Raw genomic sequence first — 22,922 nt, 5'->3', positions numbered from 1 at the left:
ACCGGCGGGCGGAGGCGGCGCTGTGGCTCAGCCGACGAGCCGCAGTGCCGTCTCCGCCCGCCCCACCCGTACCCGCTGCCCCCACGTCAGTTCCACCGCGTCGCTCTCGATCCCGTCGCCGAAGGCGATGAGGCGTTCCGACTCGACCGTGAGCGTCAGCCGGCCGCCCGCCGCGAGTTCCCCCGCTACCAGCGAGGTGCCGGTCGCGGGGGACGGCCAGGCCTCCCGCACGAACCACACCAGCCTGTCCTCCGTCGGGCCGGGGAGGCGCGGGCCCCTGTCGCCCCCGTCCCCGCCGCCCCGCTCCTGCCACACGGAACGGATCCAGCCGGTCGCCCCGGTGCCGGTGCCCACCAGCACCCCTGAGGAGGCCTGGGCCTCGACGGCACCCCCGTCGTCGTCGAGGCCCAGGCGGTAGCGGGCGGTCTGGTGGCCCGCCGCGCCCAGATAGATCTCGTTCAGGGCCAGCAGCCGCTGGGTGTCGTCGGCCACCGCCTCGACCATGGTCAGCCCGTCCGTGCCGGTGCCCGCGGCGAACACGGAGGGCAGGAGCAGCCGGGCGTCCGCCGGACGGTGGCGGACCAGGACGCCCGGGTTGCGCCCGGGGTCGGTGTCGATGCCCACCACCGGCTGACCGGCGAGGTACTTGGCGACGTTCGCCACCAGTCCGTCCTGGCCGACCACGACCACCACGTCCTCGGGGGCGAAGAGGAAGCGGTCCAAGTCCGCCCTTTCCACGCGGGTCTGACGCCAAATCAGGGGAATCGCCGCCGTCACCTCCGCCATGGCCCGCCTGGTCCGCCGGTGGCGTTCGGCGACCTCCTCGATGTCCCGGCCCCGCGAGGAGAGGAAGAAGGCGGCCTGGCCGTGGGTGCCGTGCCGGGCCACCAACTCCTCGTACTCCGTGGTGCGGTGGACCAGCACGGCCCGCGGGGCGAGACTCATTCCCGTTCCCCGGCGCCGAGCCTCGACAGGAGCCCGGTGAGCACGTCCGGCGAGATCGTCACGCTGTCGATGTGCGGCAGGTTCTCGGCCAGCCGCGTCCCGGTGAGGGCGTGCAGGGTCGCCACGTCGACGTCCGCGTGCACGCGCAGCCAGGCCGCCTGCGCCTGGGCCCGTGCCTCGCCGACTTCACGCGCCGCCTGGGCCTCCGCGTGGGCGAGCTGGACCGAGCGGGCCGCCTCCGCCTCCGCGAGCCGGACCGTACGCGCCGCCTCCGCCAGGGTCAGCCGCTCCGAGCGCTGTGCCTCGGCGTCCGCCAGCCGCACCTGCTTGTCGGCCTCCGCCTCCGCCAGCTTGACCGACCGCGCGGCCTCCGCCTCCGCGAGCCGCACGGACCGGGAGGCTTCCGCCTCCGCCCGTACCTTGTCCGCCGCCGCGTTCTCCTCCGCCTCACGACGGGTGTTCGTACCGCGCTGCTCGACCAACTGCTCCTCACGGCGGGCCAGTTCGATCTTGCTGGCCAGTTCGTTCTCGGCGATCGTCCGCTCCCGCTCGACGGCCACCGCCCGCCGCTCGTACGTCGCCCGGTCGGCCTCCTGCTGGATCTGCTCGCGCGCCGGGGTGCGCAGCGCCCGCTCCACCTCCGGTTCCGGACGCAGCGAGACGACCCGCACGGCCACGATCTCGATGCCCGTGGCCGGCAGTCGCGGCTCCGCCGCCAGCCCCGCCGCGACCCGCTCCCGTACCGATTTCACTCCGTCCACCAGCGCCGACGCCAGTGACGTACGCGCGAGGACGTCCAGCGCGTGCTGCTGTGCCGTCTCCGTCAGCAGGGTGCCGAGCTGCTCCAGGGGCGCACTGCGCCAGATCCCGGTGTCGGGGTCGATGGAGAAGTCGAGGCGGGCGGCGGCGACAGCCGGGTCGCTGATCCGGTACGTCACGGTCGCCTGCACCGCCACGTCCTGGAAGTCGACCGTGCGGGCGTGGAAGGTCATCGCCAACTCGCGGTCGTCCACCGGCACTTCAGAGAGCGCCGCGCTCAGCGAACGGAACCAGAAGCTGAGCCCGGGACCGTCGTGCGCCAGCTTGCCCGAGCGGTGGTGGCGCACATGCGCCGTCGGGGCGCCGCGCAGATGGCGCCAGCCCAGGCGCCTGGTGATGTCGGCCATGAGAGACCCCCCTCGTTCCGTTTCTCGTCAGGGCGACGATAAGAAAACGATAGCCGCGCGTTCCTCTTGTCGTCAAGGGGACGAGAACGGGTGGGAGGTGGCAGGGTGCGGCGAGGGCGGGAACAAGCTCGTGCGGAAACGGTCCAGTAGGGGGTGAAGCCGGTCCTCGATGGTCAGGATGGAGGCATGGGATTCCATGTCGACTCCGAGGCCGGGCGGCTGCGCCGCGTCATCCTTCACCGGCCGGATCTCGAGCTCAAAAGGCTCACCCCCAGCAACAAGGACGCACTTCTCTTCGACGACGTGCTGTGGGTGCGCCGGGCGCGCGCCGAGCACGACGGGTTCGCCGACGTGCTGCGCGACCGCGGTGTCGCCGTACACCTCTTCGGCGACCTGCTCACCGAGGCCCTGGAGATCCCGGCGGCCAGAGCGCTCGTCCTGGACCGCGTCTTCGACGAGAAGGAGTACGGGGTGCTCGCCACCGACCACCTCCGCGCCGCCTTCGAGACGCTTCCCGCCCCGGAACTGGTGGAAGCGCTCGTCGGCGGCATGACCAAGAGGGAGTTTCTGCAAGCGCATCCCGAACCGACCTCCGTGCGCTTCCACGTCATGGACCTCGACGACTTCCTCCTCGACCCGCTCCCCAACCACCTCTTCACCCGGGACACCTCCGCCTGGATCTACGACGGTGTCGCGATCAACGCCATGCGCTGGCCGGCCCGGCAGCGCGAGACCGTCCACTTCGAGGCGATCTACCGGCACCACCCCCTGTTCGGCGGCGAGACGTTCCGTGTCTGGTCCGAGGGGCAGGCGGACTATCCGTCCACCATCGAGGGCGGCGACGTCCTCGTCATCGGCAACGGCGCCGTGCTGATCGGCATGAGCGAGCGCACCACCGCGCAGGCCGTCGAGATGCTCGCCCACAAGCTGTTCGCGGCGGGCTCGGCCGAGACCATCGTGGCCCTCGACATGCCGAAGCGGCGCGCCTTCATGCACCTCGACACCGTGATGACGATGGTCGACGGCGACACCTTCACCCAGTACGCGGGCCTCGGCATGCTCCGCTCGTACACCATCGAACCGGGCGTCGGCGAGAAGGAGCTGAAGGTCACCGACCATCCGCCGGAGCACATGCACCGCGCGATCGCCGCCGCCCTCGGTCTGAGCGAGATCCGGGTGCTCACCGCCACCCAGGACGTCCACGCGGCCGAGCGTGAGCAGTGGGACGACGGCTGCAACGTCCTCGCCGTGGAGCCGGGCGTCGTCGTCGCGTACGAGCGCAACGTCACCACCAACACCCATCTGCGCAAACAGGGCATCGAAGTGATCGAGATCCCCGGCAGCGAACTGGGCCGTGGGAGGGGCGGACCGCGCTGTATGAGCTGCCCGGTCGAACGGAGTGCCGTATAGGTGTGCTTATCCGGCGCGCTGTGTCGGCGTGCTGCGTCGGCGCGCTGTGCAGGCGTGCCGTACGGGCGTGCCGTGTCCGCGTGCTGTGCCGGCGTGTCGTGTGGGTGTGCGGGAGGCGCTCGGGCGTCTGTATAAAAATGTCGAGTGTCGTATAGACTTCCGAGGGTCCTTGCCACCGCAGTCCGTGCACTGCATCTCTTCACCGCACTTCTGGAGCGACCCCCATGGCGACAGTCCCGACCGCCCTCGCCGGCCGCCACTTCCTCAAGGAGCTGGACTTCACCGAGGAGGAGTTCCGCGGCCTGATCGAGCTGGCCGCCGAGCTGAAGGCCGCCAAGAAGGCCGGGACCGAGATCCAGCACCTGCGCGGCAGGAACATCGCCCTGATCTTCGAGAAGACCTCGACGCGCACCCGCTGCGCGTTCGAGGTCGCCGCCGCCGACCAGGGAGCCTCCACCACCTACCTCGACCCCTCCGGCTCCCAGATCGGCCACAAGGAGTCGGTCAAGGACACCGCCCGGGTGCTGGGCCGGATGTTCGACGGCATCGAGTACCGCGGGTCCAGCCAGCACCAGGTCGAGGAACTCGCCGCCCACGCGGGCGTGCCCGTCTTCAATGGCCTCACCGACGACTGGCACCCCACCCAGATGCTCGCCGACGTGCTCACGATGACCGAGCACTGCGCCAAGAACCTCGGGGACGACCGTTTCGTCCTCGCCTACCTCGGCGACGCCCGCTTCAACATGGGCAACTCCTACCTGGTCACCGGCGCCCTGCTCGGCATGGACGTGCGTATCGTCGCGCCGAAGGAGTACTGGCCGGCCGACGAGGTGATCGCGCAGGCCCGCAGGCTGGCCGAGGGCTCCGGCGCCGCGATCCTGCTCACCGAGAGCCTCGCCGAGGGAGTCGCGGGCGCCGACTTCGTCGCCACCGACGTGTGGGTCTCCATGGGTGAGCCCAAGGAGGTCTGGGGCGAGCGGATCGCCGCCCTCGGGCCGTACGCCGTGACCATGGACGTCCTGCGCGCCACCGGAAACCCGGACGTCAAGTTCCTGCACTGCCTGCCGGCCTTCCACGACCTCGGCACCAAGGTCGGCCGCGAGATCCACGAGGCCCACGGCCTGGACTCCCTGGAGGTGACGGACGAGGTGTTCGAGTCGGCCCACTCGGTCGTCTTCGACGAGGCGGAGAACCGCCTGCACACGATCAAGGCCGTACTGGTGGCGACCCTCGCCTGAGCGGGCGGCCCGGACGCACTCACGCGCCACGCCTGCCACGGGCCGCACGCCCGTCACCGGCACCCCGACGTGTGGGCGACGGCTCACGGGTGACGCGGGGCGCGCCCGTCGCGGCCCGGGTGCGGCCGACGTCTGGCCGGGTGCGGGCGACGTCAGGCCGGGTGCGGGCGCCACTGCGCCGGGACGGCGGCCAGCCTGAACCACACCGCCTTGCCCTGCTCGGTGGGCCGGTGTCCGCAGGAGGAGCTGAGGGTGCGGATGAGCAACAGCCCGCGCCCGTGCTCCTGCCAGGGGTCGGGCTCCTCCCCGGAAGGCCGGGTGAGGTCGCCGGGCGGCACCGGGTCGGCGTCGTGCACCTCGATCTGGCAGCCGGTCGGTTGCAGCTCCACCACCAGCTCTATCGGTGCGTCCCCGGCGGTGTGCTCCACGGCGTTGGCCACCAGCTCGGCGGTGAGCAGCTCCGCGGTGTCGCTGTCCGCCCCGTGCTTCAGCTCGGCCAGCGCCGTTCGGACCAGCGCGCGGGCCACCGGCACGGCCGCGGCGGAGTGCGGCAGCGCGATACGCCAGGAGGCGGGCGGCTCGGAGGGGCGTTCGTACAAGGCGAGTCCGTTCATGGCGCAGGTTCCGGTGATCGACATCAGGCGGCCCTGCTTTCAGCTTCGGGAATGGTACGGCGGCCTCCGGCAGAGGCGCTCGTCGGGCGCCGTACGGGGCCGTCGGCCCCTGCCCGGCGACTTACCCGGGTCAACGGTTCCTCTCGCGCACCTGATCCCGTTGTTACCGCGTTATTGACGACCGGTGACGTGTGTGACGAGAACATGCCGCGCGGTGACACGGCGGCACAGCGATTCTTCCCGAGCCTCTATCGCGTACTCATGACGACAGTCACAGGAAAGTGATAAATTCCGGAGTGACTGTCGAGGAGGCCGCCCTCATGAGTCCCTTCACCGGCTCCGCCGCCCGCACCTCCGACTGGCACCACCTGCGCGTCGAGCGCACCGACGGCATCGCCACCGTCACCCTGGCCCGACCCGAGAAACTCAACGCCCTCACCTTCGGCGCCTACGCCGACCTGCGCGATCTGCTCGCCGAGCTGTCCCGGGAGCGGTCGGTCCGCGCCCTGGTGCTGGCCGGCGAGGGCCGCGGCTTCTGCTCCGGCGGAGACGTGGACGAGATCATCGGCGCCACCCTCGGCATGGACACCGCCCGGCTCCTCGACTTCAACCGGATGACCGGCCAGGTCGTGCGCGCCGTACGGGAGTGCCCGTTCCCGGTCATCGCGGCCGTGCACGGCGTCGCGGCCGGTGCCGGCGCGGTCCTCGCCCTGGCCGCCGACTTCCGGATCGCCGACCCCAGCGCCCGCTTCGCGTTCCTCTTCACCCGCGTCGGCCTCTCCGGCGGCGACATGGGCGCCGCCTATCTGCTGCCCCGGGTCGTGGGCCTCGGCCACGCCACCCGGCTGCTCATGCTCGGAGAGCCGGTCCGAGCCCCCGAGGCCGAGCGCATCGGCCTGATCAGCGAACTGACGGACGAGGGCCGCTCCGACGAGGCCGCCCAGGCACTGGCCCGCCGCCTTGCCGACGGACCCGCACTGGCGTACGCCCAGACCAAGGCGCTCCTCACCGCGGAACTGGACATGCCGCTCGCCGCGTCCGTCGAACTGGACGCCTCCACCCAGGCCCTGCTCATGAACGGCGAGGACTACGCCGAGTTCCACCAGGCGTTCACACAGAAGCGACCGCCGAAGTGGCGGGGGCGGTGACCATGACGACCGACGCGCGGACACCGGCGTCCACGGCACCGGGCGGAGCCGACCCGCGCCTCCACGGCGGGCCGCGACCGGCAGCGGGCGGCCCGCCCTCGCACGACGGCACCGGCCACCTCCGGCGCATCGCGGTCATCGGCGGCGGCCCCGGCGGTCTCTACGCCGCGGCCCTGCTGAAACGCCTCGACCCCGCCCGCGAGATCACCCTCTGGGAACGCAACGCCCCCGACGACACCTTCGGCTTCGGGGTCGTCCTCTCCGACGAGACCCTCGGCGGCATCGAACACGCCGACCCGCAGGTCTACGCCGCCCTCCAGCAGGACTTCGTCCGCTGGGACGACATCGACATCGTGCGCCGCAACACCCGGCACACCTCCACCGGACACGGCTTCGCCGCCCTCGGCCGGCGCAGACTCCTGGAGATCCTGCACGCACGCTGCCGCTCCCTCGGCGTCGACCTGCGCTTCCGCGCCGAGGCTCCGGACCCGGCCCGGCTGGCGGAGGAGCACGACCTCGTCATCGCCGCCGACGGTGTGCACAGCACCACCCGCGAGGCGTACGCCCAGGTGTTCCGCCCCCGGGTGACCGGCCACCGCTGCCGCTACATCTGGCTCGCCGCGGACTTCGCCTTCGACGCCTTCCGCTTCGAGATCGCCGAGACCCCGCACGGAGTGATGCAACTGCACGGATACCCCTACGCGCCCGACGCCTCGACCGTGATCGTCGAGATGCGCGAGGAGGTATGGCGGGCAACCGGTTTCGACGAACTCGACGAACAGGAGTCGGTCGAGCGCTGCGCCAAGATCTTCGCGGACGCCCTCGGCGGACGTTCGCTGGGGTCCAACCACTCCGCCTGGACCACGTTCCGGACGGTCGTCAACGAGCGCTGGTCGCACGGCAACATCGTCCTGCTGGGCGATGCCGCCCACACCGCCCACTTCTCCATCGGTTCCGGCACCAAGCTCGCCGTCGAGGACGCCCTGGCGCTCGCGGCCTGCCTGCACGAACACCCCGATCTGCGAACCGCGTTGACCGCCTATGAGGAGGAGCGCAGGCCCGTCGTCGCCTCCACCCAGCGGGCCGCCCGCGCCAGCCTGGAGTGGTTCGAGAACATCGGCCTCTACCTCGACCAGCCGCCCCGCCGATTCGCCTTCAACCTGCTCACCCGCAGCCGCCGCGTCACCCACGACAACCTGCGTCTGCGCGACCCCCGCTTCACCGACGCCGTCGAGCGCGAGTTCGGCTGTCCGCCCGGCACGCCCCCGATGTTCACCCCGTTCCGGCTGCGCGGCCTGACCCTGCGCAACCGGGTCGTCGTCTCGCCCATGGACATGTACTCGGCCGCCGACGGACTCCCCGGCGACTTCCACCTCGTCCACCTCGGCGCCCGCGCCCTGGGCGGAGCCGCACTGGTGATGACCGAGATGGTGTGCGTGTCCCCCGAGGGACGCATCACGCCCGGCTGCACCGGCCTCTACACCGGCCGCCAGGCCGACGCATGGCGCCGAGTCACCGACTTCGTGCACGACCGGGCGCCCGGCACCGCTGTCGGCGTCCAACTCGGCCACTCCGGGCGGAAGGGCTCGACGAGGCTGATGTGGGAGGGGATGGACGAACCACTGCCCGAAGGCAACTGGCCGCTGGTGGCCGCATCCCCGCTGCCGTACAAGCCGGCCGGTCAACTTCCCCGCGCGCTCACCCGAGCCCAACTCACCGACCTTCGACAGGAGTTCGTGGCAGCTGCCGTACGCGCCGCCCGGTCCGGCTTCGACTTGCTCGAACTGCACTGCGCCCACGGCTACTTGCTGTCCGGCTTCCTCTCCCCGCTGACCAACCTCCGGACCGACGCCTACGGAGGCTCGCTCGCCAGGCGGCTGCGCTTCCCACTGGAGGTCTTCGACGCGGTCCGCGCGGTATGGCCCGCGGAACGACCGATGACCGTCCGCATCTCCGCCACCGACTGGGCCGAGGGCGGCACTTCGGCCGACGACGCCGTCGAGATCGCCCGAGCCTTCGCCGCGCACGGCGTCGACGCGATCGATGTGTCGACCGGCCAGGTGGTGGCCGAGGAACGGCCCGAGTTCGGCCGCTCGTACCAGACACCGTTCGCGGACCGGATACGGCACGAGGTGCGCGTGCCCGTGATCGCGGTCGGCGCGATCTCCTCCTGGGACGACGTCAACTCACTGATCCTGGCGGGCCGAACGGACCTCTGCGCCCTCGCCCGACCGCACCTCTACGACCCGAACTGGACCCTGCACGCGGCCGCCGAGCAGGGCTACACCGGCCCGGGCGCCGACTGGCCCGCCCCCTATCGTGCGGGCAGCAGGCCACCGCGCACCGGACGCACGGACGCACCCAAACCACGTCTGACGATGACGAGTTGAGGTGCCTGGGGTGTCCGGGGTGCCTGGGGTGCCTGGGGTGTCCGGGGTGCCGGAGGGGGCCGTCGTCCACCCGTGGAACGGTAGGTAGGGAATCTGAGAGGACCGGTCAAAGAGGCTGAGGTTCGACTGAGTGACTCATGGCGCGTGCGGGGTCACTCCCGCGAACTGTGCCCCCGCGTCCCGCAGCCGCTCGTGCAGTCCCCGGAACACGGCCGCCGAACGGGTGCCCGGCCAGCCCTCGGGCAGCAGGTCGGCGGGCAGGCCGGGGTCGGTGTAGGGCAGGTGACGCCAGGAGTCCAGGGCGAGGAGGTAGTCCCGGTAGGCCTCCTCCGGCGGCGTGTCAGGACGCTGCCGCCAGGCGTGCAGCACGCGCTCGTGGCCGTCGAGGAACGTCTCGTGCTCCTTGGCGATGGCCGCCAGGTCCCACCAGCGGGCGACGGACTCGACGGTCGGCGAGAAGCCGAGATGCTCGCCGCGGAAGAGGTCGACGTACGGATCGAGGCGCAGCCGTCGGAGGGTGTGCCGGGCCTCGTCGTGCAGCCGCGCCGGCGCGATCCACACCCCCGGTGCGGCGGTGCCGAACCCCAGGCCCGCGAGCCGCGACCGCAGCACGTGCCGCTTCTGCCGCTCCGACTCCGGCACGGAGAACACCGCCAGCACCCAGCCCTCGTCCGCCGGCGGGGCCGTGGCATAGATGCGCCGGTCGCCGTCGTCGAGCAACTGTCTTGCCTCGTCAGACAGTTCGTATCCCGCCGCGCCCTGCGCCGTGCGGGCCGGCAGCAGCAGTCCGCGCCGCTTCAGCCGGGACACCGAGGAGCGTACGGAGGGCGCGTCGACACCGACCGCGGCTAGCAGCCGGATGAGCTCGGCAACGGGCACCGGGCCCGGTGCGAAGCGGCCGTAGGCGCCGTAGAGCGTGACGATGAGAGACCGGGGGGCGGGCTGGTCGGACACGTTGATCATCTTAGGTCTTCGGTATCAGTGCTGGTCACTATTGGTGTGATCACCGACGTGATCTTCGCTGTGGTTGTCGTGGTGGTTGTCGCCGTGGTTGTCGTGTGGTTGTCGCTGTGGCCTTCGGCGCGCAGCCTGAATCTCTGGAGTTTTCCGGTCGCCGTGCGCGGCAGCGCGGCCAGGAAGACGAACTCGCGCGGGCACTTGTACGGTGCCAACTCCTCCTTGAGGAAGGCGCGCAGTGCCTCCGCGTCGCGCCGCGCGCCCGTGCGCAGGACGGCGAACGCGACGACCACCTGCCCCCGTTGCTCGTCGGGCCGTCCCACGACCGCCGCCTCGACCACGTCCGGGTGCCGCAGCAGCGCCTCCTCGACCTCGGGCCCCGCGATGTTGTACCCGGCCGAGATGATCATGTCGTCGGCGCGGGCGACGTACCGGAAGTAGCCGTCGGCCTCACGGACATAGGTGTCGCCGGTGACGTTCCAGCCGTCGCGCACGTACTGCTGCTGACGCGGGTCGGCGAGGTAGCGGCAGCCGACCGGGCCGCGCACGGCGAGCAGTCCGGGCTCGTCGTCGGGCACGGGCCTTCCGCCGGGGTCCTGCACGCGCGCGTGCCAGCCGGGGACGGGGACACCGGTCGTGCCGGGCCGGATGTCTTCGTCGGCGGCCGAGATGAAGATGTGCAGCAGTTCGGTGGCGCCGATGCCGTTGATCAGTCGGAGCCCGGTCCGCTCGTGCCAGGCCCGCCAGGTGGCGGCGGGGAGGTTCTCGCCGGCGGAGACGCAACGGCGCAGCGAGGAGAGGTCCTGCGTCTCGGTGCGTGCCGGCCCGTTCGGGCCGTTCGGGTCGTTCGGGCCGATCAGGTCGTTCAGGCTGTTCAGGTCGTCGAGCATTGCGCGATAGGCGGTGGGAGCTGTGAACAGCACGGTAACCCGATGCGCGGCGATCGCGGGCAACAGCTGCCGGGGGCCCGCCTGTTCGAGCAGCAGCGAGCTGGCGCCGGCCCGCATCGGGAAGACGACCAGCCCGCCGAGGCCGAAGGTGAAACCGAGCGGGGGACTGCCGGCGAAGACATCGTCCGGAAGCGGTTTCAGTATGTGCCGTGAGAAGGTGTCGGCGATCGCCAGTACGTCCCGGTGAAAGTGCAGACAGCCTTTCGGGCGGCCGGTGGTGCCGGAGGTGAAGGCGATCAGCGCCACGTCGTCGGAAGCGGTTTCGACAGCCTGATACCGCTCTTGCGGCGCCGACCGGTTCAGCAGGTCGTCGGGTGCGTCACCGCCGTACGTCGTGATCCGGAGCCCGGGTATCGCCGCCCTGGCGAGGTCGTCCACGGCCCTGATGTCGCAGAGTGCGTGCTCCACCCGGGCGATCTCGCACATGGTGCGCAGCTCGTTCGGCCGTTGCTGGGCCAGAACCGTGACCGCGATCGCGCCCGCCTTCAGCACCGCCAGCCAGCAGGCCGCCAGCCAGGGCGTCGTGGGACCGCGCAGCAGCACACGGTTGCCGGGGACGACTCCGAGATCGCCGCTGAGCAGATGCGCGATCCGGTCGACGCGGGCCCGCAGCTCGCCATACGTCCAGGACGGCCCGGAGCCGGTGTGGAACACGGGCCGGTCCGGGGCGGTGTGGTCGAGCAGCTCGGCGGCGCAGTTCACCCGATCGGGGTAGGCCAGCTCGGGCAGATCGAAACGGAGGTCGGGCCAGTGGCCGGGCGGTGGAAGGTGGTCGCGCGCGAAGGTGTCGACGTGGGCCGAGACGTTCATGGGCGTTCGCCCCCTTGCCTGGATGGACTGTCCGGCTGGGCTGCCCGGGCGGGCGTCGTCTTGGGGTCGCGCAAGGAGCGTAGCGCGTTGGTGACGACAGTCAACAGTACGCGATACCGTCGGGGGGGGGGAGAGACGTAACCGGCCGGGCGGGAGGTGCGAGACACGAACCCGCCAGGAGCAGACACGACAGGGCCGGTCCGGCAGCCCGGTCCGGACCGGCAGAAACGGTTGCGGAAAGTCAGACGCAGTTGCGGCAAGTCAGGCGCAGCGGAAACAGCAGAGCAGAAACAGGCGGAGCAGAAACAGGCGGAGCAGAAACAGGCGGAGCAGAAACAGGCGGAGCAGAGACCGCGAACGGCAGGGACAAGCGCAGCGGAAACAAGCAAGCGGAATCGGCAACGCCGGAAACAGCAGCGCCGGAAACAGCAAGGACAGAAACAGCAGCGCCGGAAACAGCAAGGACAGAAACAGGAACAGCAGAAACAGGAACAGCAGGGAAAAGAACAGCGAACAGCAGTAACAGAAGAGGAAGTAACAGCAACAGCAGGTCACGTACGCCAGAGGGGACAGGCGATGTCCGCATTCTCGCTCGAACCGGCACAGGCCGCCTGGTGCGCCGAACTGCGTGCCCTTGCCGCCGAACGGCTGCGCCCACTCGCCGACAAGGGTGAGCCGGGTCGCGTCAACCGTCCGCTCGTCGCCGCACTCGGTCGGCTCGGTCTGCTGCCGCGACTGTTCACCTCCGGTGCCGTCGACCTCTGTCTGATGCGCGAGTCCCTCGCCTATGCCTGCACGGAGGCGGAGACCGCGCTCGCGCTGCAAGGGCTGGGCGCGCATCCGGTCCACGCCCACGGCAGCCCCGCCCAGCGGCAGCACTGGCTGCCCCGCGTCACCGACGGCACCGCGATCGCCGCCTTCGCCCTGAGCGAGCCGGGCGCGGGCTCGGACGCGGCGGCCCTGTCCCTGGCCGCCGAGCGGGACGGACCGCACGGCTGGCGGCTCACCGGGGAGAAATGCTGGATCTCCAATGCTCCTGAGGCCGACTTCTACACCGTCTTCGCCCGTACGACCCTGGGAGCAGGCGCCCGGGGCGTGACCGCTTTCCTCGTCCCCGCCGATCGCGTCGGACTCACCGGCTCCGCCCTCGACATGCTCTCCCCGCACCCCGTCGGCGCTCTCGGCTTCGATGCCGTTCCGGTCACGGCGGACGACGTGCTCGGCGAACCCGACCGTGGTTTCCGGGTCGCCATGGGCACCCTCAACCTGTTCCGGCCCAGCGTCGGTGCCTTCGCCGTCGGTATGGCACAGGCCGCCCTCGACGCGACCCTGGAACACACCGTCCGGCGGGATGCCTTCGGCGGCAAGTTGAGCGACCTTCAGACGGTGGCGCACCAGGTCGCCGAGATGGCCCTGCGTACGGAGGCCGCGCGTCTGATGGTCCACGCCGCGGCGTCGGCGTACGACAGCGGAGCCCCGGACGTCCCGAAGCGTGTCGCGATGGCCAAACTGTTCGCCACCGAGACCGCGCAGTACGTCGTCGACACGGCCGTCCAACTCCATGGCGCACGGGCCCTGCGCCGCGGCCACCTGCTCGAGCACCTCTACCGGGAGGTGCGCGCGCCGCGGATCTACGAGGGTGCAAGTGAGGTCCAACGCGGCATCATCGCAAGGGAGTTGTACGCGGAACTCGCCGAACTCGCCGAACTCACGGAACTCGCCGACCTGGAGGCCAGGTGACCGTCGAACGCGTCAACCCGCCCGAACTCTCCCCGCCCCTCGGCTTCTCCCATGCCGTCGTCGCCGCCGGCGAGCGGATCGTCTTCCTGGCCGGCCAGACCGCACTCGACGCCGACGGGAAGATCGTGGGGGAGTCGCTGCCGGAACAGTTCACCCGGGCGCTGACGAATCTGCTGGCCGCGCTGACGGCGGCGGGCGGTTCGGCGTCGGACCTGGCGCGCGTCACGGTCTACGTCACGGATGTCGCCGCGTATCGCGAGAGGGCTGCTGAACTGGGCGCGATCTGGCGGGAGTTGGCGGGTCGCGACTATCCGGCGATGGCGGTCGTCGGGATCGTACGACTCTGGGACGAGCAGGCGCTCGTCGAACTGGACGGGTTCGCGGTAATCGAGTGAACCGGGCCAGTGACCGGTATCAGAGACGCGTTTCCCTAACGGGTATCAGCGACCCGATTTCGTGACCCGTTTCCGTAACCGGTATCAGCAACCCGGCTCGGTAACCGGTATCAGCAACCCGGCCCGGTAACCGGTATCAGCAACCCGGCTCGGTATCCGGGTTCGGTAACCGGCATCAGCAACCGGCTTCGGTGGAGGGCATGGCCGAGATCACCCGACGCCTGGGCTGGCGGCTGGTCGCCGGGCGCGCCCCGATGATCAAGGTCAGGCAGCGACGGCCAGGGCTCCTGCGGTCACCCGGTGCGGGTCCACGATCCGGCCGTCGGGCAGCAGTTCGCCCGAGTCGTCGAAGACGATGGTGCCGTCGCACAGCAGGTTCCACCCCTGCTCGGGGTGGGCGGCGACGATGTGCGCGAGGTGGACCGGCCGGGCGTCGGCAGAAGCGCTGGGAAGCTGGTGAGAACACATGGAGCACCTCCACGTCGGTGGGGTCGGCCGTCCGGTCGGCCCCCATGGACAGACCATGCGCCCGTCCCGCCCGCATCGCCAGAGAGTGCCCGCAAGCGTGACAGCGCCAGGACAACTCCAGGACCGTTCGCCGACGACAGGTGCGGACTCGCCACCGAAGGAGTGACGATCACCGCACCGGACGCGCCCGCCCGGTACCTGTGGAGGCCCCCACAACAGGAGGTTCTCCCATGTCGTCGCGTCCCGCCCTCTCCGCGGCCGTCGGTGCCGTACTGCTCCTGCTCGCCGCCCCGACGGTCACGGCCACCGCCGATCCGTCGGAGTCCGTCACCGTCGACCGGGTCGGCAGCATCGCCTCGGACGGCACCATCACCCTCTCGGGCACCTACCGCTGTCTCGGCAACACGGGTCCCGTCTTCGTCAGCTCCTCCGTCGGCCAGGGATCCGGCAAGGTACGGCACGGCATCGGCGGCACCCGTGCCGTGTGCGACGGCGCCGAGCACGCCTGGAAGAACAGTGGCAAGGCCAGTCCGACCGGCCTCGAACCCGGTGCGGCCCACGTCGAGGCCACGCTGCTGGAGCTCCGCCCCCAGGGCAGCCTGCCGCTGCCCCGCTTCCACGCGGCGCAGGAGCGGGACGTCGCGCTGATCGCCCGCTGAGCGGCCGGTCCTGGGTGGCGGGCCCCTTGACGGGCACCGCGCCGTGAGCGGCGGGCCTGTCACAAGGCCCGAAGCTTCTGGCGTCGTAGGTCCGCGGAGGCCGCCCGCCAAGGCGGGGCCCGGAAATTTCGATCGAGCCGGCCCGCGCGGTCAGCGCCACTGGTTCCACCCGGTTCACCCGGCCGAACCGGGCCACCCGGCCGAACCGGGCCACCCGGCCGAACCGGGCCCACCTTCGGAACTCGGCTTGGCTCGGTCCGGACCGGTCCCGGTAGGTGCGGCCCGGCAGGTTCGGTCCGGCAGATGCAGGCCGGGCAGATGCGGGCCGGGCAGATGCGGACCGGGCAGATCGGTCCCGGCGGATACGGACCGGACCCGACCGCGTCCGACCGACGTGGACTGCTCCCGACCGCCTCCGGCCGACCAGGACTGCTCCCCAAACGCGTCCGATCGCTTCCGGCCCTGGACGAGCCCGCTCCCGGCGTCGTGTCAGACCGGGTAAGCGTGGGTCTGTGTGGCCTTCACCGCCGCCCAGACCCGTGCCCCCGGGTGCAGATCGAGTTCGGCCGCGGCGACCGTCGTGAGGTCCGCGGCGAGCGGGAGTTCGCCGGTGAGGTCGGCACGGATCTGGTCGCCGTGGGTCTCCAGGCCGGCGACCTCGCAGTGCCACAGGTTGCGGGCGCTGGCGCCGGTCGGGCGGTCGCGGTAGAGGGTGACCGCGCTCGGAGGGAACGCCACGAACACCGGGCCGGACAGGACCTCGGTGGTGGTGATGGGCGGGCCGGCGTCGAGGCGGACGGTGTGACCGTCGGCCTCGCCTCGGTAGAGGTTCAGGCCGACCAGCTGGGCGATGTAGTCCGTACGGGGATGGCGTGCGATGTCGGACGGCGCGCCCTCCTGGACGACCCGCCCGTGCTCGACGACGACGAGTCGGTCGGCGAGCACCATGGCGTCCAGCGGATCGTGCGTGACCAGGACGGCGACGGCCTCGAACTCGGCCAGGTGGCGGCGGAGTTGGGCGCGAACCTCCAGTCGGGTGCGGGCGTCCAGGGCCGCCAGTGGCTCGTCCAGGAGCAACAGCCGCGGTCGGGTCGCCAGTGCACGGGCCAGGGCGACCCGCTGGGCCTGGCCCCCGGACAGCCTGCGCGGCTTGGCGCCGGCGTGCGCCGCCAGACCCAGCCGGTCCAGCCACTCGGCGGCCTGGGCACGGGCCTCCGCCTTCGTGGCGCCCTGGCAGCGCGGCCCGAAGGCCACGTTGTCCAGGGCGGTCAGATGCGGGAAGAGCAGGTAGTCCTGGAAGACGACACCGACCGGGCGGGACTCCGGCGGCGTACCGTCCAACGTGCTGCCGTCCAGCCGTAGCCGGCCTCCGGTGAGCGGTGTCAGACCGGCGAGGGCGCGCAGCGCGGTGGTCTTCCCCGCGCCGTTCGGACCGAGCAGGGCGACCACCTCACCCGGCGCCACGCTCAGCGCCACGTCGAGCCGGAACGCGCCGCGCTGCACGACCAGATGGGCGTCGAGCCCGTCCGCGGGCGCGTCGGCGCGGCGGACATCGAGTCCGTCCGTGAACGTACCGGCGGGGCGGACCCCGTGTACGTCGCGGACGCCGTGTACGTCGCGGACGGCCCGGGAGTCGGCGGCGGCTTCCTCGGGCTCGGGCTCGCGCTCGGGCTTGGGCTTGGGCTTGGGCTCGGTCATCCCGCTGTCATCCAACGGTCGCGCAGGCCCGCCAGCACCGCGACGGACACGGCCAGCAGGACCAGGCTGAGGGCGATAGCGGCCTCCGGGTCGCTCTGAAGGGCCAGATACACGGCCAACGGCATGGTCTGGGTGCGGCCGGGGAAGTTGCCGGCGAAGGTGATCGTCGCACCGAACTCGCCCAGCGCCCGGGCCCACGCAAGGACCGCGCCGGCCGCGATGCCCGGCGCGATCAACGGCAGCGTGACCCGGCGGAACGCGGTGAAACGGGAGGCGCCGAGGGTGGCGGCCGCCTCCTCGTAGCGCGGGTCGGCGGCGCGCAGGGTGCCCTCGACGCTGATGACGAGGAACGGCATGGCGACGAACGCCTCGGCGACCACGACCCCGGCGGTGGTGAACGGCAGCGTGACGCCGAACCAGGAATCCAGCGTCTTGCCCACGATGCCGTTGCGGCCCAGCGCCATCAGCAGGGCCACACCGCCGACCACCGGCGGCAGGACGAGTGGCAGGGTGACGAGCGCCCGGACGAGGCCGCGCCCGGGGAACTCGACGCGGGCCAGCAACCAGGCCAGCGGGACACCGACGACCAGACTCACGGCGGTGGCGGCGGTGGCGCAGACCAGCGACAACCGGAGCGCCTGCCACACCTCGGCGCTGGTCAGCAGCTCGGGCAGGCTGCGCCACGGGGCCCGTACCAGCAGGGCGATCAGCGGCACGACCAGAAACGCCACACCGATCAGCGCGGGTACCAGCAGGGGCAGCGGCACGCCGCGCACCTCGGCCCGGACACGCCGACGCCGCGGCCCACCCCGGACGGTGTCGGCCGCGACGTCGGACTTGCCGGCAGGGAGGGTCACGGCTGGAGGAACCCGGCCTCGGTCAGGACCTTCTGGCCCTCGACGGACTGCACCAGCGCGATGAACGCCTTGGCGGCGTCAGCGTTCTTGGTGTCCTTGAGCTGGACGATCGGGTAGTCGTTGATGGCATCGGCCGATTCGGGGAACTCCACGCCCTCCACCTTGTCACCCGCGGCGTGCACATCCGTCTTGTAGACGACGGCCGCGTCGGCCTCCTTCAGCTCCACCTTGGTCAGGGCGGCCTTGACGTCCTGCTCGTAGGAGACGGGGGTGAGCTTCAGCTTGCTCGCCTCAAGGGCCTTCTGGGCGGCGGCGCCGCAGGGCACCGTCTTGTCGCACAGCACGACCTTGAGACTCGACTTGGTGAGGTCCTCGAGGGAGGCGATCTTGTCGGGGTTGCCCGGCAGGGTGGCGATCTCCAGCTGGTTGCGGACGAAGGTGGCGGGCGTCCCCGAGGCGTCCCCCGCGTCCGTCACGATCGCCATCGTCTTGGGGCTGGCGGACGCGAACACGTCCGCCGGGGCACCGCCGGTGATACTCGCGGCGAGGGAGTCGCTGCCGCCGAAGCTGAAGGTGACCTTCGTGCCGGGGTGCGCCTCCTCGAACTCCCTGCCCAGCGCCGTGAAGCTCTCTTTGAGGGAGGCCGCGGCGAACACGGTGACCGTGCCGGACAACTGGTCCGACGCGGACGCGGACGCGGAGGAGCCGGAGTCCGTCGACGAGGAGTCGTCGGACGACGAACAGGCGCTCAGGGCCAGCAGCGCGCTGACTCCCAGGGCGGCCACCTGCATCGGCCGGCCGGTCCGGCGCGCGGTACGGGTCATCACGGGTCCACTCCCTCTGGTCCTGACGGACACAATCACGTGTGGTCCTGGCGGACCATTCACGGTCTCTCGACGACCACGTCGGTCGACTTGATCACGGCAACCGCCGGAACACCGGGCTCCAGCTTCAGTTCATCGGCCGACCCGCGGCTGACCAGCGCCACCACCCGGAAGGGTCCGGGCCTGGATCTCCACCTGCGCCGGCACGTCCCCGAGGAGGCACGTCGGTGACGATGCCGGAAAGACGGTTGCGGGCCGAGGAGCCGGTGGACCCCCATCCCGCGCGGTTCACCTGGCGGGCGTAGGCCGCGAGGGCCGTCCCCGGGATGATCCGGCGGCCCAGCTCGTCGCGTTCGGCGGTGAGTTTCCCGCCGTCGACCAGGCGCCTCAGGGTGTCGGCGGTGACACCGAGCAAGGCGGCAGCGTCCCCGATCCGGTAGGTGTGCATGCGCTGATGATACTTCCGCAGATGCGAGGTGAAAGCTTCCTGTCGCTTCGCATGAGCCGGAGATCGGATCGGGGCGGGTGGCATGTGCGTTTGCACGACAGGCGTGCCCGGGTACGGTCATCCAGGAGGTGGTAGCCCGTGCCCCAGTCCCTCGCAGCCGCCGGTACGACCGCCGGCACAGTCGCTGAAACAACTGCTGAAACAACTGCTGAAACAGCCGCCGGTACGGCTGTCAGTACGGCTGTCGGTCCGGCCGCCGGTACGGCTGTCGGTCCGGTGGCGGAAGTGGTCCTCGCCGGCGACCTGACCCGGCCGGCCAGACTCACCGTGCCCGATCTGCTCGGCTGGCCGCAGCACCGGGCCGAGGTGGCCTTCGAGTGCGCCACCCGTGGCGTCCGGCACCACCGCTTCACCGGACCGCTGCTGCACGAGGTCCTCGCTGACGCCGGCCCCGGCTTCGACGCGGCCCGGCGCAAGGACCGTCTGCGCTTCCTGATCGCGGTGTCCGGCGCGGACGGTCACCACGCCCTGCTGTCCTGGGCGGAGATCGACCCCGACTTCGGGCGTGCGCCCGTCCTCCTCGCGGTCACCATCGACGACACCCCGCTCGACCGCGCCGGACCCCAGCTCGTCCTTCCGCAGGACCGCTGCGGTGCCCGGCACATCAGCGGCGTCAGCGCGATCCACGTGGACGGCGGCTACACCTCGTGGACGTGACGCCGACCGGCACCAGCGCGGCGACGACGGAGGGCACCCCGTGAGCCGGGCGGAGCCGACGGACGTCCTGATCGTCCAGCACCGGCCCCACCAGGTGCCGTACGCCCTCGGCTACGGCACCGGAGACAGCCGGACTGCACTGCCGGTCCAGGCGGGCCGCACCTGACGCACCTGCCGCATCTGGGCGGGAGACGGGAGACGGGAGACGGTGTCACCGCCGTCGCCGTCGCCGTCGCCGTCGCGGTCGCGACAACGACGGCGAGGATCTCGAGGGGCCGAGGTACTGGCCGAGCGCGCTGCGACGGGCGGCACCGGGGTGGGCCTGTCACTGCGCGGCGGTCGCCGTCCGTCCGGTCACCGCCACGCGCGAACGGTGGCGGCCACGGCTGTGCCGCGCTCTCAGGTCCGGTCGATGTGCACGTTCGTCGACTTCACCCGGGCGGTGGCCTCCACTCCGACCTCCAGCCCCAGTTCCTCCACGGCCTCCCGCGTCAGCAGGGAAACCAGCCGATGCGGCCCGGCCTGGATCTCCACCTGGGCGGCTACATCACCGAGTTTCACGGCCGTGACGATGCCGGGAAAGGCGTTGCGGACCGAGGTGTACGAGGCACCCTCCTCGCCGCCACCGCCCTTGGCCAGCTCCACCGAGAAGGCAGCCAGATCCCTGCCGTCGATGAGGCGTCGCCCGCCCTCGTCCCGGTGGGTGGCCACCCGGCCCGCGTCCGCCCACCGCCGCGCGGTATCCGGACTCACCCCGAGCAGACGCGCCGCCTGGCCGATCGTGTAGGACTGCATAGGCGCCAAGATAGGCGATCAACAGCCACCCGACCGTGCCCAGGGGTGCGCTCGTGCGGGTCGAAGAAGATGCGGCGGCACTCGCCGGTCAGATGTCCCGGAAGATCTCGATCTGCGCGCCGACGGAGTTCAGCCGCTCGGCGAGGTCCTCGTAACCGCGGTTGATGACGTACACGTTGCGCAGCACCGACGTGCCCTCCGCCGCCATCATCGCCAGCAGCACGACCACCGCGGGACGCAGGGCCGGCGGGCACATCATCTCGGCGGCCCGCCAGCGCGTCGGGCCCTCGACCAACACCCGGTGCGGGTCGAGGAGTTGGAGTCGTCCGCCGAGCCGGTTCAGGTCGGTCAGGTAGATCGCGCGGTTGTCGTAGACCCAGTCGTGGATGAGGGTCTTGCCCTGCGCGACGGCCGCGATGGCCGCGAAGAACGGGACGTTGTCGATGTTCAGCCCGGGGAAGGGCATCGGGTGGATCTTGTCGATCGGCGCCTCCAGCTTGGAGGGCCGGACGGTGAGGTCGATAAGCCGGGTGCGGCCGTTGTCGGCCGGGTACTCCGGCGTACGGTCGTGGTCGAGCCCCATCTCCTCCAGGACCGCGAGCTCGATCTCCAGGAACTCGATGGGGACCCGGCGCACCGTCAGCTCCGACTCCGTGACGACGGCGGCGGCCAGCAGGCTCATCGCCTCCACCGGGTCCTCGGACGGCGAGTAGTCGACGTCGACGTTGATGTTCGGCACGCCGTGCACGGTGAGCGTGGTGCTGCCGATGCCCTCGACCCGCACCCCGAGCGCCTCCAGGAAGAAACACAGGTCCTGGACCATGTAGTTGGAAGAGGCGTTGCGGATAACGGTTACACCGTCGTACCGGGAGGCGGCCAGCAGAGCGTTTTCGGTAACCGTGTCCCCGCGCTCGGTCAGCACGATCGGCCGGTCCGGGCGGACGGCGCGGTCGACGACGGCGTGGTACTGCCCCTCCGTCGCCGCGACCTCCAGCCCGAACCGGCGCAGCGCGATCATGTGCGGCTCGATGGTCCGCGTCCCGAGGTCGCAGCCACCGGCGTACGGCAACTTGAAGTGGTTCATCCGGTGCAGCAGCGGACCGAGGAACATGATGATGGAACGGGTGCGTACGGCGGCCTCGGCATCGATCGCGGCCATGTCCAGCTCGGCCGGCGGAACGATCTCCAGGTCGACACCGTCGTTGATCCAACGGGTCCGTACGCCGATGGAGTTCAGGACCTCGAGGAGGCGGTAGACCTCCTCGATCCGGGCGACCCGGCGCAGCACCGTGCGCCCCTGGTTGAGCAGCGAGGCGCACAGCAGGGCCACGCAGGCGTTCTTGCTGGTTTTCACGTCGATCGCGCCGGACAGCCGACGGCCGCCCACGACCCGCAGGTGCATCGGTCCCGCGTAGCCCAGAGAGACGATTTCACTGTCCAGGGCTTCACCGATTCGAGCGATCATCTCAAGGCTGATGTTTTGGTTGCCTCGCTCGATGCGGTTGACGGCACTCTGGCTGGTTGCGAGCGCCTCGGCCAGCTGCGCTTGTGTCCAGCCCCGATGCTGCCGGGCGTCACGGATGAGCTTGCCGATGCGTACGAGGTAGTCGTCTGCCATGAGGTTGAGGTTATCTCAGATATGAGATGGCGCCTCTCGGGTGGTCCGTTCGGGTGACGTCTCGTCAATGGTGCCTGTCCTTACGGGTGCGCCGCCATCCGAAAGGTCCGGGCAAATCGACAGATGTCGTACGACGTCCGGTGCTGCTGTGTGTGTGACGCGGTCCGTGCTTGCCGCCTCCGGTCGTGATCGACCAGGAATGGCGATTGATGTTCAGTCGCACCCCGGGGAGGATGCGGAAACTCTTGCGGACAGTGAGGGGCATCGAGCCTCCTTCGTCGCGTGCCGTCTGTTCGCACACGTCTACCCCGACTCGGCGGGCCCATGACCGGTGCGCCTCCAATGCCCGTCACCCTGAAGCTCGTTCAGGCGTCGATGTCCGCACCGCCGTCACCGCCACCGTCGCGCACCGGGCGGTGAAGCTGCCGCCCCTCGCGTCGATCGCGGCTCCGATCCTGGCCAGCACCTCCGCCACCTGGTCGGAGGGAAGAGGGGTGAGGATGCCGTGGGGAGCCTGCCTTCCGGAAGGCCGGTTCGGATCCTTCGCGGCCGGGACGGGCCGGGCTGGGGTGGGCCGGATCGGAGCGGCTGGGACGGAAACTGATTCCGTGAGGGAGCAGGAGTACGCGCGAAGCGAGCGGGAGAAACGGTTTCTGCTGGCCGATCCTCCGAAACCTTCGGCGATAGCGGTTACCCGGCTGATCCGGGACCGCTTGATCCGGGACCGCTCTCTGGAGGGAACGCGGTTGCCGCTCAGGCGGAGCGAGCGCCGGACGCCGGATCTGCCGCCCGCGCGGTGCGTGGCCGAGGTCACGGACGACGTGCGCTTCACCGGCGGCATACTCGTCAGCGCTTCCCGGCGGTAGCTGTCGGCCGGGCCGGCCGAGTACGGCATCCGGCTTTCCCCGGGGGCCGTCAGCGAGCCCGGGCATGACCATTCAGCCCCCATGTACTAGAGTTATCTCGACATCGAGATATCTGCCGAGGCGCCCCGCAGCCGCCACCCTGGTAAGGGTTGCCTAACTTAGCCTGACCTTAGCGGATCGGCCAAGTCTGCGTGGCGGCAGGATGCGGT

At 70.9% G+C, this 22,922-nt stretch carries 23 protein-coding genes and 1 pseudogene; 10 read left to right on the top strand and 14 right to left on the bottom strand.

The window, feature by feature from the left end:
• Positions 1–27: 27 nt before the first annotated feature.
• Positions 28–945: a hypothetical protein gene (locus QQM72_RS33615; protein ID WP_314224610.1), complete on the bottom strand. Its 918-nt coding sequence runs from the start codon at positions 943–945 to the stop codon at positions 28–30.
• Complete coding sequence (locus tag QQM72_RS33610) at positions 942–2,111, bottom strand: SPFH domain-containing protein (RefSeq protein WP_314224609.1); 1,170 nt, start codon at positions 2,109–2,111, stop codon at positions 942–944. Before QQM72_RS33610 ends, QQM72_RS33615 begins: the two co-directional genes overlap by 4 nt.
• A gap of 186 nt (positions 2,112–2,297) precedes the next feature.
• Between QQM72_RS33610 and QQM72_RS33605 the strand changes: the two genes are divergently transcribed.
• On the top strand, positions 2,298–3,521 hold the full coding sequence (locus QQM72_RS33605; protein WP_314224608.1) for an arginine deiminase: 1,224 nt from the start codon (positions 2,298–2,300) through the stop codon (positions 3,519–3,521).
• A 224-nt stretch (positions 3,522–3,745) separates the two neighbouring features.
• Positions 3,746–4,759: an ornithine carbamoyltransferase gene (gene argF / locus QQM72_RS33600; RefSeq protein ID WP_314224607.1), complete on the top strand. Its 1,014-nt coding sequence runs from the start codon at positions 3,746–3,748 to the stop codon at positions 4,757–4,759.
• 152 nt (positions 4,760–4,911) lie between these two features.
• Here the strand turns inward: argF and QQM72_RS33595 are convergent, their stop codons facing one another.
• Positions 4,912–5,373 (bottom strand): ATP-binding protein, encoded by a 462-nt coding sequence (locus QQM72_RS33595; RefSeq protein ID WP_314224652.1) that lies wholly within the window; start codon positions 5,371–5,373, stop codon positions 4,912–4,914.
• Positions 5,374–5,693: 320 nt separating this feature from the next.
• Here QQM72_RS33595 and QQM72_RS33590 point away from each other — a divergent pair, with 320 nt between their 5' ends.
• Both QQM72_RS33590 and QQM72_RS33585 read left to right on the top strand, forming a co-directional pair.
• Entirely contained in the window at positions 5,694–6,521 is an 828-nt protein-coding gene (locus QQM72_RS33590) for an enoyl-CoA hydratase family protein (protein ID WP_314224606.1), read from the top strand.
• A gap of 2 nt (positions 6,522–6,523) precedes the next feature.
• A complete protein-coding gene (locus QQM72_RS33585) occupies positions 6,524–8,911 on the top strand; it encodes a bifunctional salicylyl-CoA 5-hydroxylase/oxidoreductase (RefSeq protein WP_314224605.1) in 2,388 nt (795 codons plus the stop codon).
• Positions 8,912–9,046: 135 nt separating this feature from the next.
• Here the strand turns inward: QQM72_RS33585 and QQM72_RS33580 are convergent, their stop codons facing one another.
• From QQM72_RS33580 to QQM72_RS33570, 3 genes are all read right to left on the bottom strand, one after another.
• Positions 9,047–9,874, bottom strand: a complete 828-nt coding sequence (locus QQM72_RS33580; RefSeq protein ID WP_314224604.1) for a PaaX family transcriptional regulator — start codon at positions 9,872–9,874, stop codon at positions 9,047–9,049.
• Entirely contained in the window at positions 9,871–11,628 is a 1,758-nt protein-coding gene (locus QQM72_RS33575) for an AMP-binding protein (RefSeq protein WP_314224603.1), read from the bottom strand. The genes QQM72_RS33580 and QQM72_RS33575 overlap by 4 nt, the downstream gene beginning before the upstream one ends.
• Before the next feature lie 241 nt (positions 11,629–11,869).
• Positions 11,870–12,172: a hypothetical protein gene (locus QQM72_RS33570; RefSeq protein WP_314224602.1), complete on the bottom strand. Its 303-nt coding sequence runs from the start codon at positions 12,170–12,172 to the stop codon at positions 11,870–11,872.
• A gap of 32 nt (positions 12,173–12,204) precedes the next feature.
• Here QQM72_RS33570 and QQM72_RS33565 point away from each other — a divergent pair, with 32 nt between their 5' ends.
• Entirely contained in the window at positions 12,205–13,368 is a 1,164-nt protein-coding gene (locus QQM72_RS33565; RefSeq protein ID WP_314224601.1) for an acyl-CoA dehydrogenase family protein, read from the top strand.
• Positions 13,365–13,763 (top strand): RidA family protein, encoded by a 399-nt coding sequence (locus QQM72_RS33560; RefSeq protein ID WP_314224600.1) that lies wholly within the window; start codon positions 13,365–13,367, stop codon positions 13,761–13,763. The genes QQM72_RS33565 and QQM72_RS33560 overlap by 4 nt, the downstream gene beginning before the upstream one ends.
• 264 nt (positions 13,764–14,027) lie before the next feature.
• Here the strand turns inward: QQM72_RS33560 and QQM72_RS33555 are convergent, their stop codons facing one another.
• Complete coding sequence (locus QQM72_RS33555; RefSeq protein WP_314224599.1) at positions 14,028–14,231, bottom strand: DUF5999 family protein; 204 nt, start codon at positions 14,229–14,231, stop codon at positions 14,028–14,030.
• A gap of 230 nt (positions 14,232–14,461) precedes the next feature.
• Between QQM72_RS33555 and QQM72_RS33550 the strand changes: the two genes are divergently transcribed.
• Entirely contained in the window at positions 14,462–14,890 is a 429-nt protein-coding gene (locus tag QQM72_RS33550; RefSeq protein WP_314224598.1) for a DUF6299 family protein, read from the top strand.
• Between the two features lie 489 nt (positions 14,891–15,379).
• Here the strand turns inward: QQM72_RS33550 and QQM72_RS33545 are convergent, their stop codons facing one another.
• From QQM72_RS33545 to QQM72_RS33530, 4 genes and pseudogenes are all read right to left on the bottom strand, one after another.
• Positions 15,380–16,588, bottom strand: a complete 1,209-nt coding sequence (locus QQM72_RS33545; protein ID WP_314224597.1) for an ABC transporter ATP-binding protein — start codon at positions 16,586–16,588, stop codon at positions 15,380–15,382.
• A complete protein-coding gene (gene modB / locus QQM72_RS33540; RefSeq protein ID WP_314224596.1) occupies positions 16,585–17,445 on the bottom strand; it encodes a molybdate ABC transporter permease subunit in 861 nt (286 codons plus the stop codon). The genes QQM72_RS33545 and modB overlap by 4 nt, the downstream gene beginning before the upstream one ends.
• On the bottom strand, positions 17,442–18,269 hold the full coding sequence (modA, locus tag QQM72_RS33535) for a molybdate ABC transporter substrate-binding protein (RefSeq protein ID WP_314224595.1): 828 nt from the start codon (positions 18,267–18,269) through the stop codon (positions 17,442–17,444). The genes modB and modA overlap by 4 nt, the downstream gene beginning before the upstream one ends.
• Positions 18,270–18,328: 59 nt before the next feature.
• Positions 18,329–18,717 (bottom strand): annotated as a pseudogene (locus tag QQM72_RS33530) (TOBE domain-containing protein).
• A gap of 276 nt (positions 18,718–18,993) precedes the next feature.
• On the opposite strand from QQM72_RS33530, the gene QQM72_RS33525 reads away from it, so the two are divergent.
• A complete protein-coding gene (locus tag QQM72_RS33525; protein WP_314224594.1) occupies positions 18,994–19,434 on the top strand; it encodes a molybdopterin-dependent oxidoreductase in 441 nt (146 codons plus the stop codon).
• 40 nt (positions 19,435–19,474) lie between these two features.
• On the top strand, positions 19,475–19,600 hold the full coding sequence (locus QQM72_RS33520; RefSeq protein WP_314224593.1) for a hypothetical protein: 126 nt from the start codon (positions 19,475–19,477) through the stop codon (positions 19,598–19,600).
• A gap of 233 nt (positions 19,601–19,833) precedes the next feature.
• Here QQM72_RS33520 and QQM72_RS33515 read toward each other — a convergent pair whose 3' ends face one another.
• From QQM72_RS33515 to QQM72_RS33505, 3 genes are all read right to left on the bottom strand, one after another.
• Positions 19,834–20,229 (bottom strand): TOBE domain-containing protein, encoded by a 396-nt coding sequence (locus QQM72_RS33515; protein ID WP_054243411.1) that lies wholly within the window; start codon positions 20,227–20,229, stop codon positions 19,834–19,836.
• Between the two features lie 88 nt (positions 20,230–20,317).
• Positions 20,318–21,847, bottom strand: coding sequence for a UDP-N-acetylglucosamine 1-carboxyvinyltransferase (locus QQM72_RS33510; RefSeq protein ID WP_314224592.1), 1,530 nt, complete (start codon positions 21,845–21,847; stop codon positions 20,318–20,320).
• A gap of 64 nt (positions 21,848–21,911) precedes the next feature.
• Positions 21,912–22,112, bottom strand: a complete 201-nt coding sequence (locus QQM72_RS33505) for a DUF4236 domain-containing protein (RefSeq protein WP_314224591.1) — start codon at positions 22,110–22,112, stop codon at positions 21,912–21,914.
• A 343-nt stretch (positions 22,113–22,455) separates the two neighbouring features.
• Between QQM72_RS33505 and QQM72_RS33500 the strand changes: the two genes are divergently transcribed.
• Positions 22,456–22,713 (top strand): hypothetical protein, encoded by a 258-nt coding sequence (locus QQM72_RS33500; protein ID WP_314224590.1) that lies wholly within the window; start codon positions 22,456–22,458, stop codon positions 22,711–22,713.
• Positions 22,714–22,922 lie beyond the last annotated feature (209 nt).

This window comes from Streptomyces zaehneri, assembly GCF_032248645.1.
Taxonomy (GTDB): Bacteria; Actinomycetota; Actinomycetes; order Streptomycetales; family Streptomycetaceae; genus Streptomyces; species Streptomyces coriariae.
The sequence above is the reverse complement of the archived record's forward strand: the minus strand, read 5'-3'. Positions and strand labels throughout refer to the sequence as shown.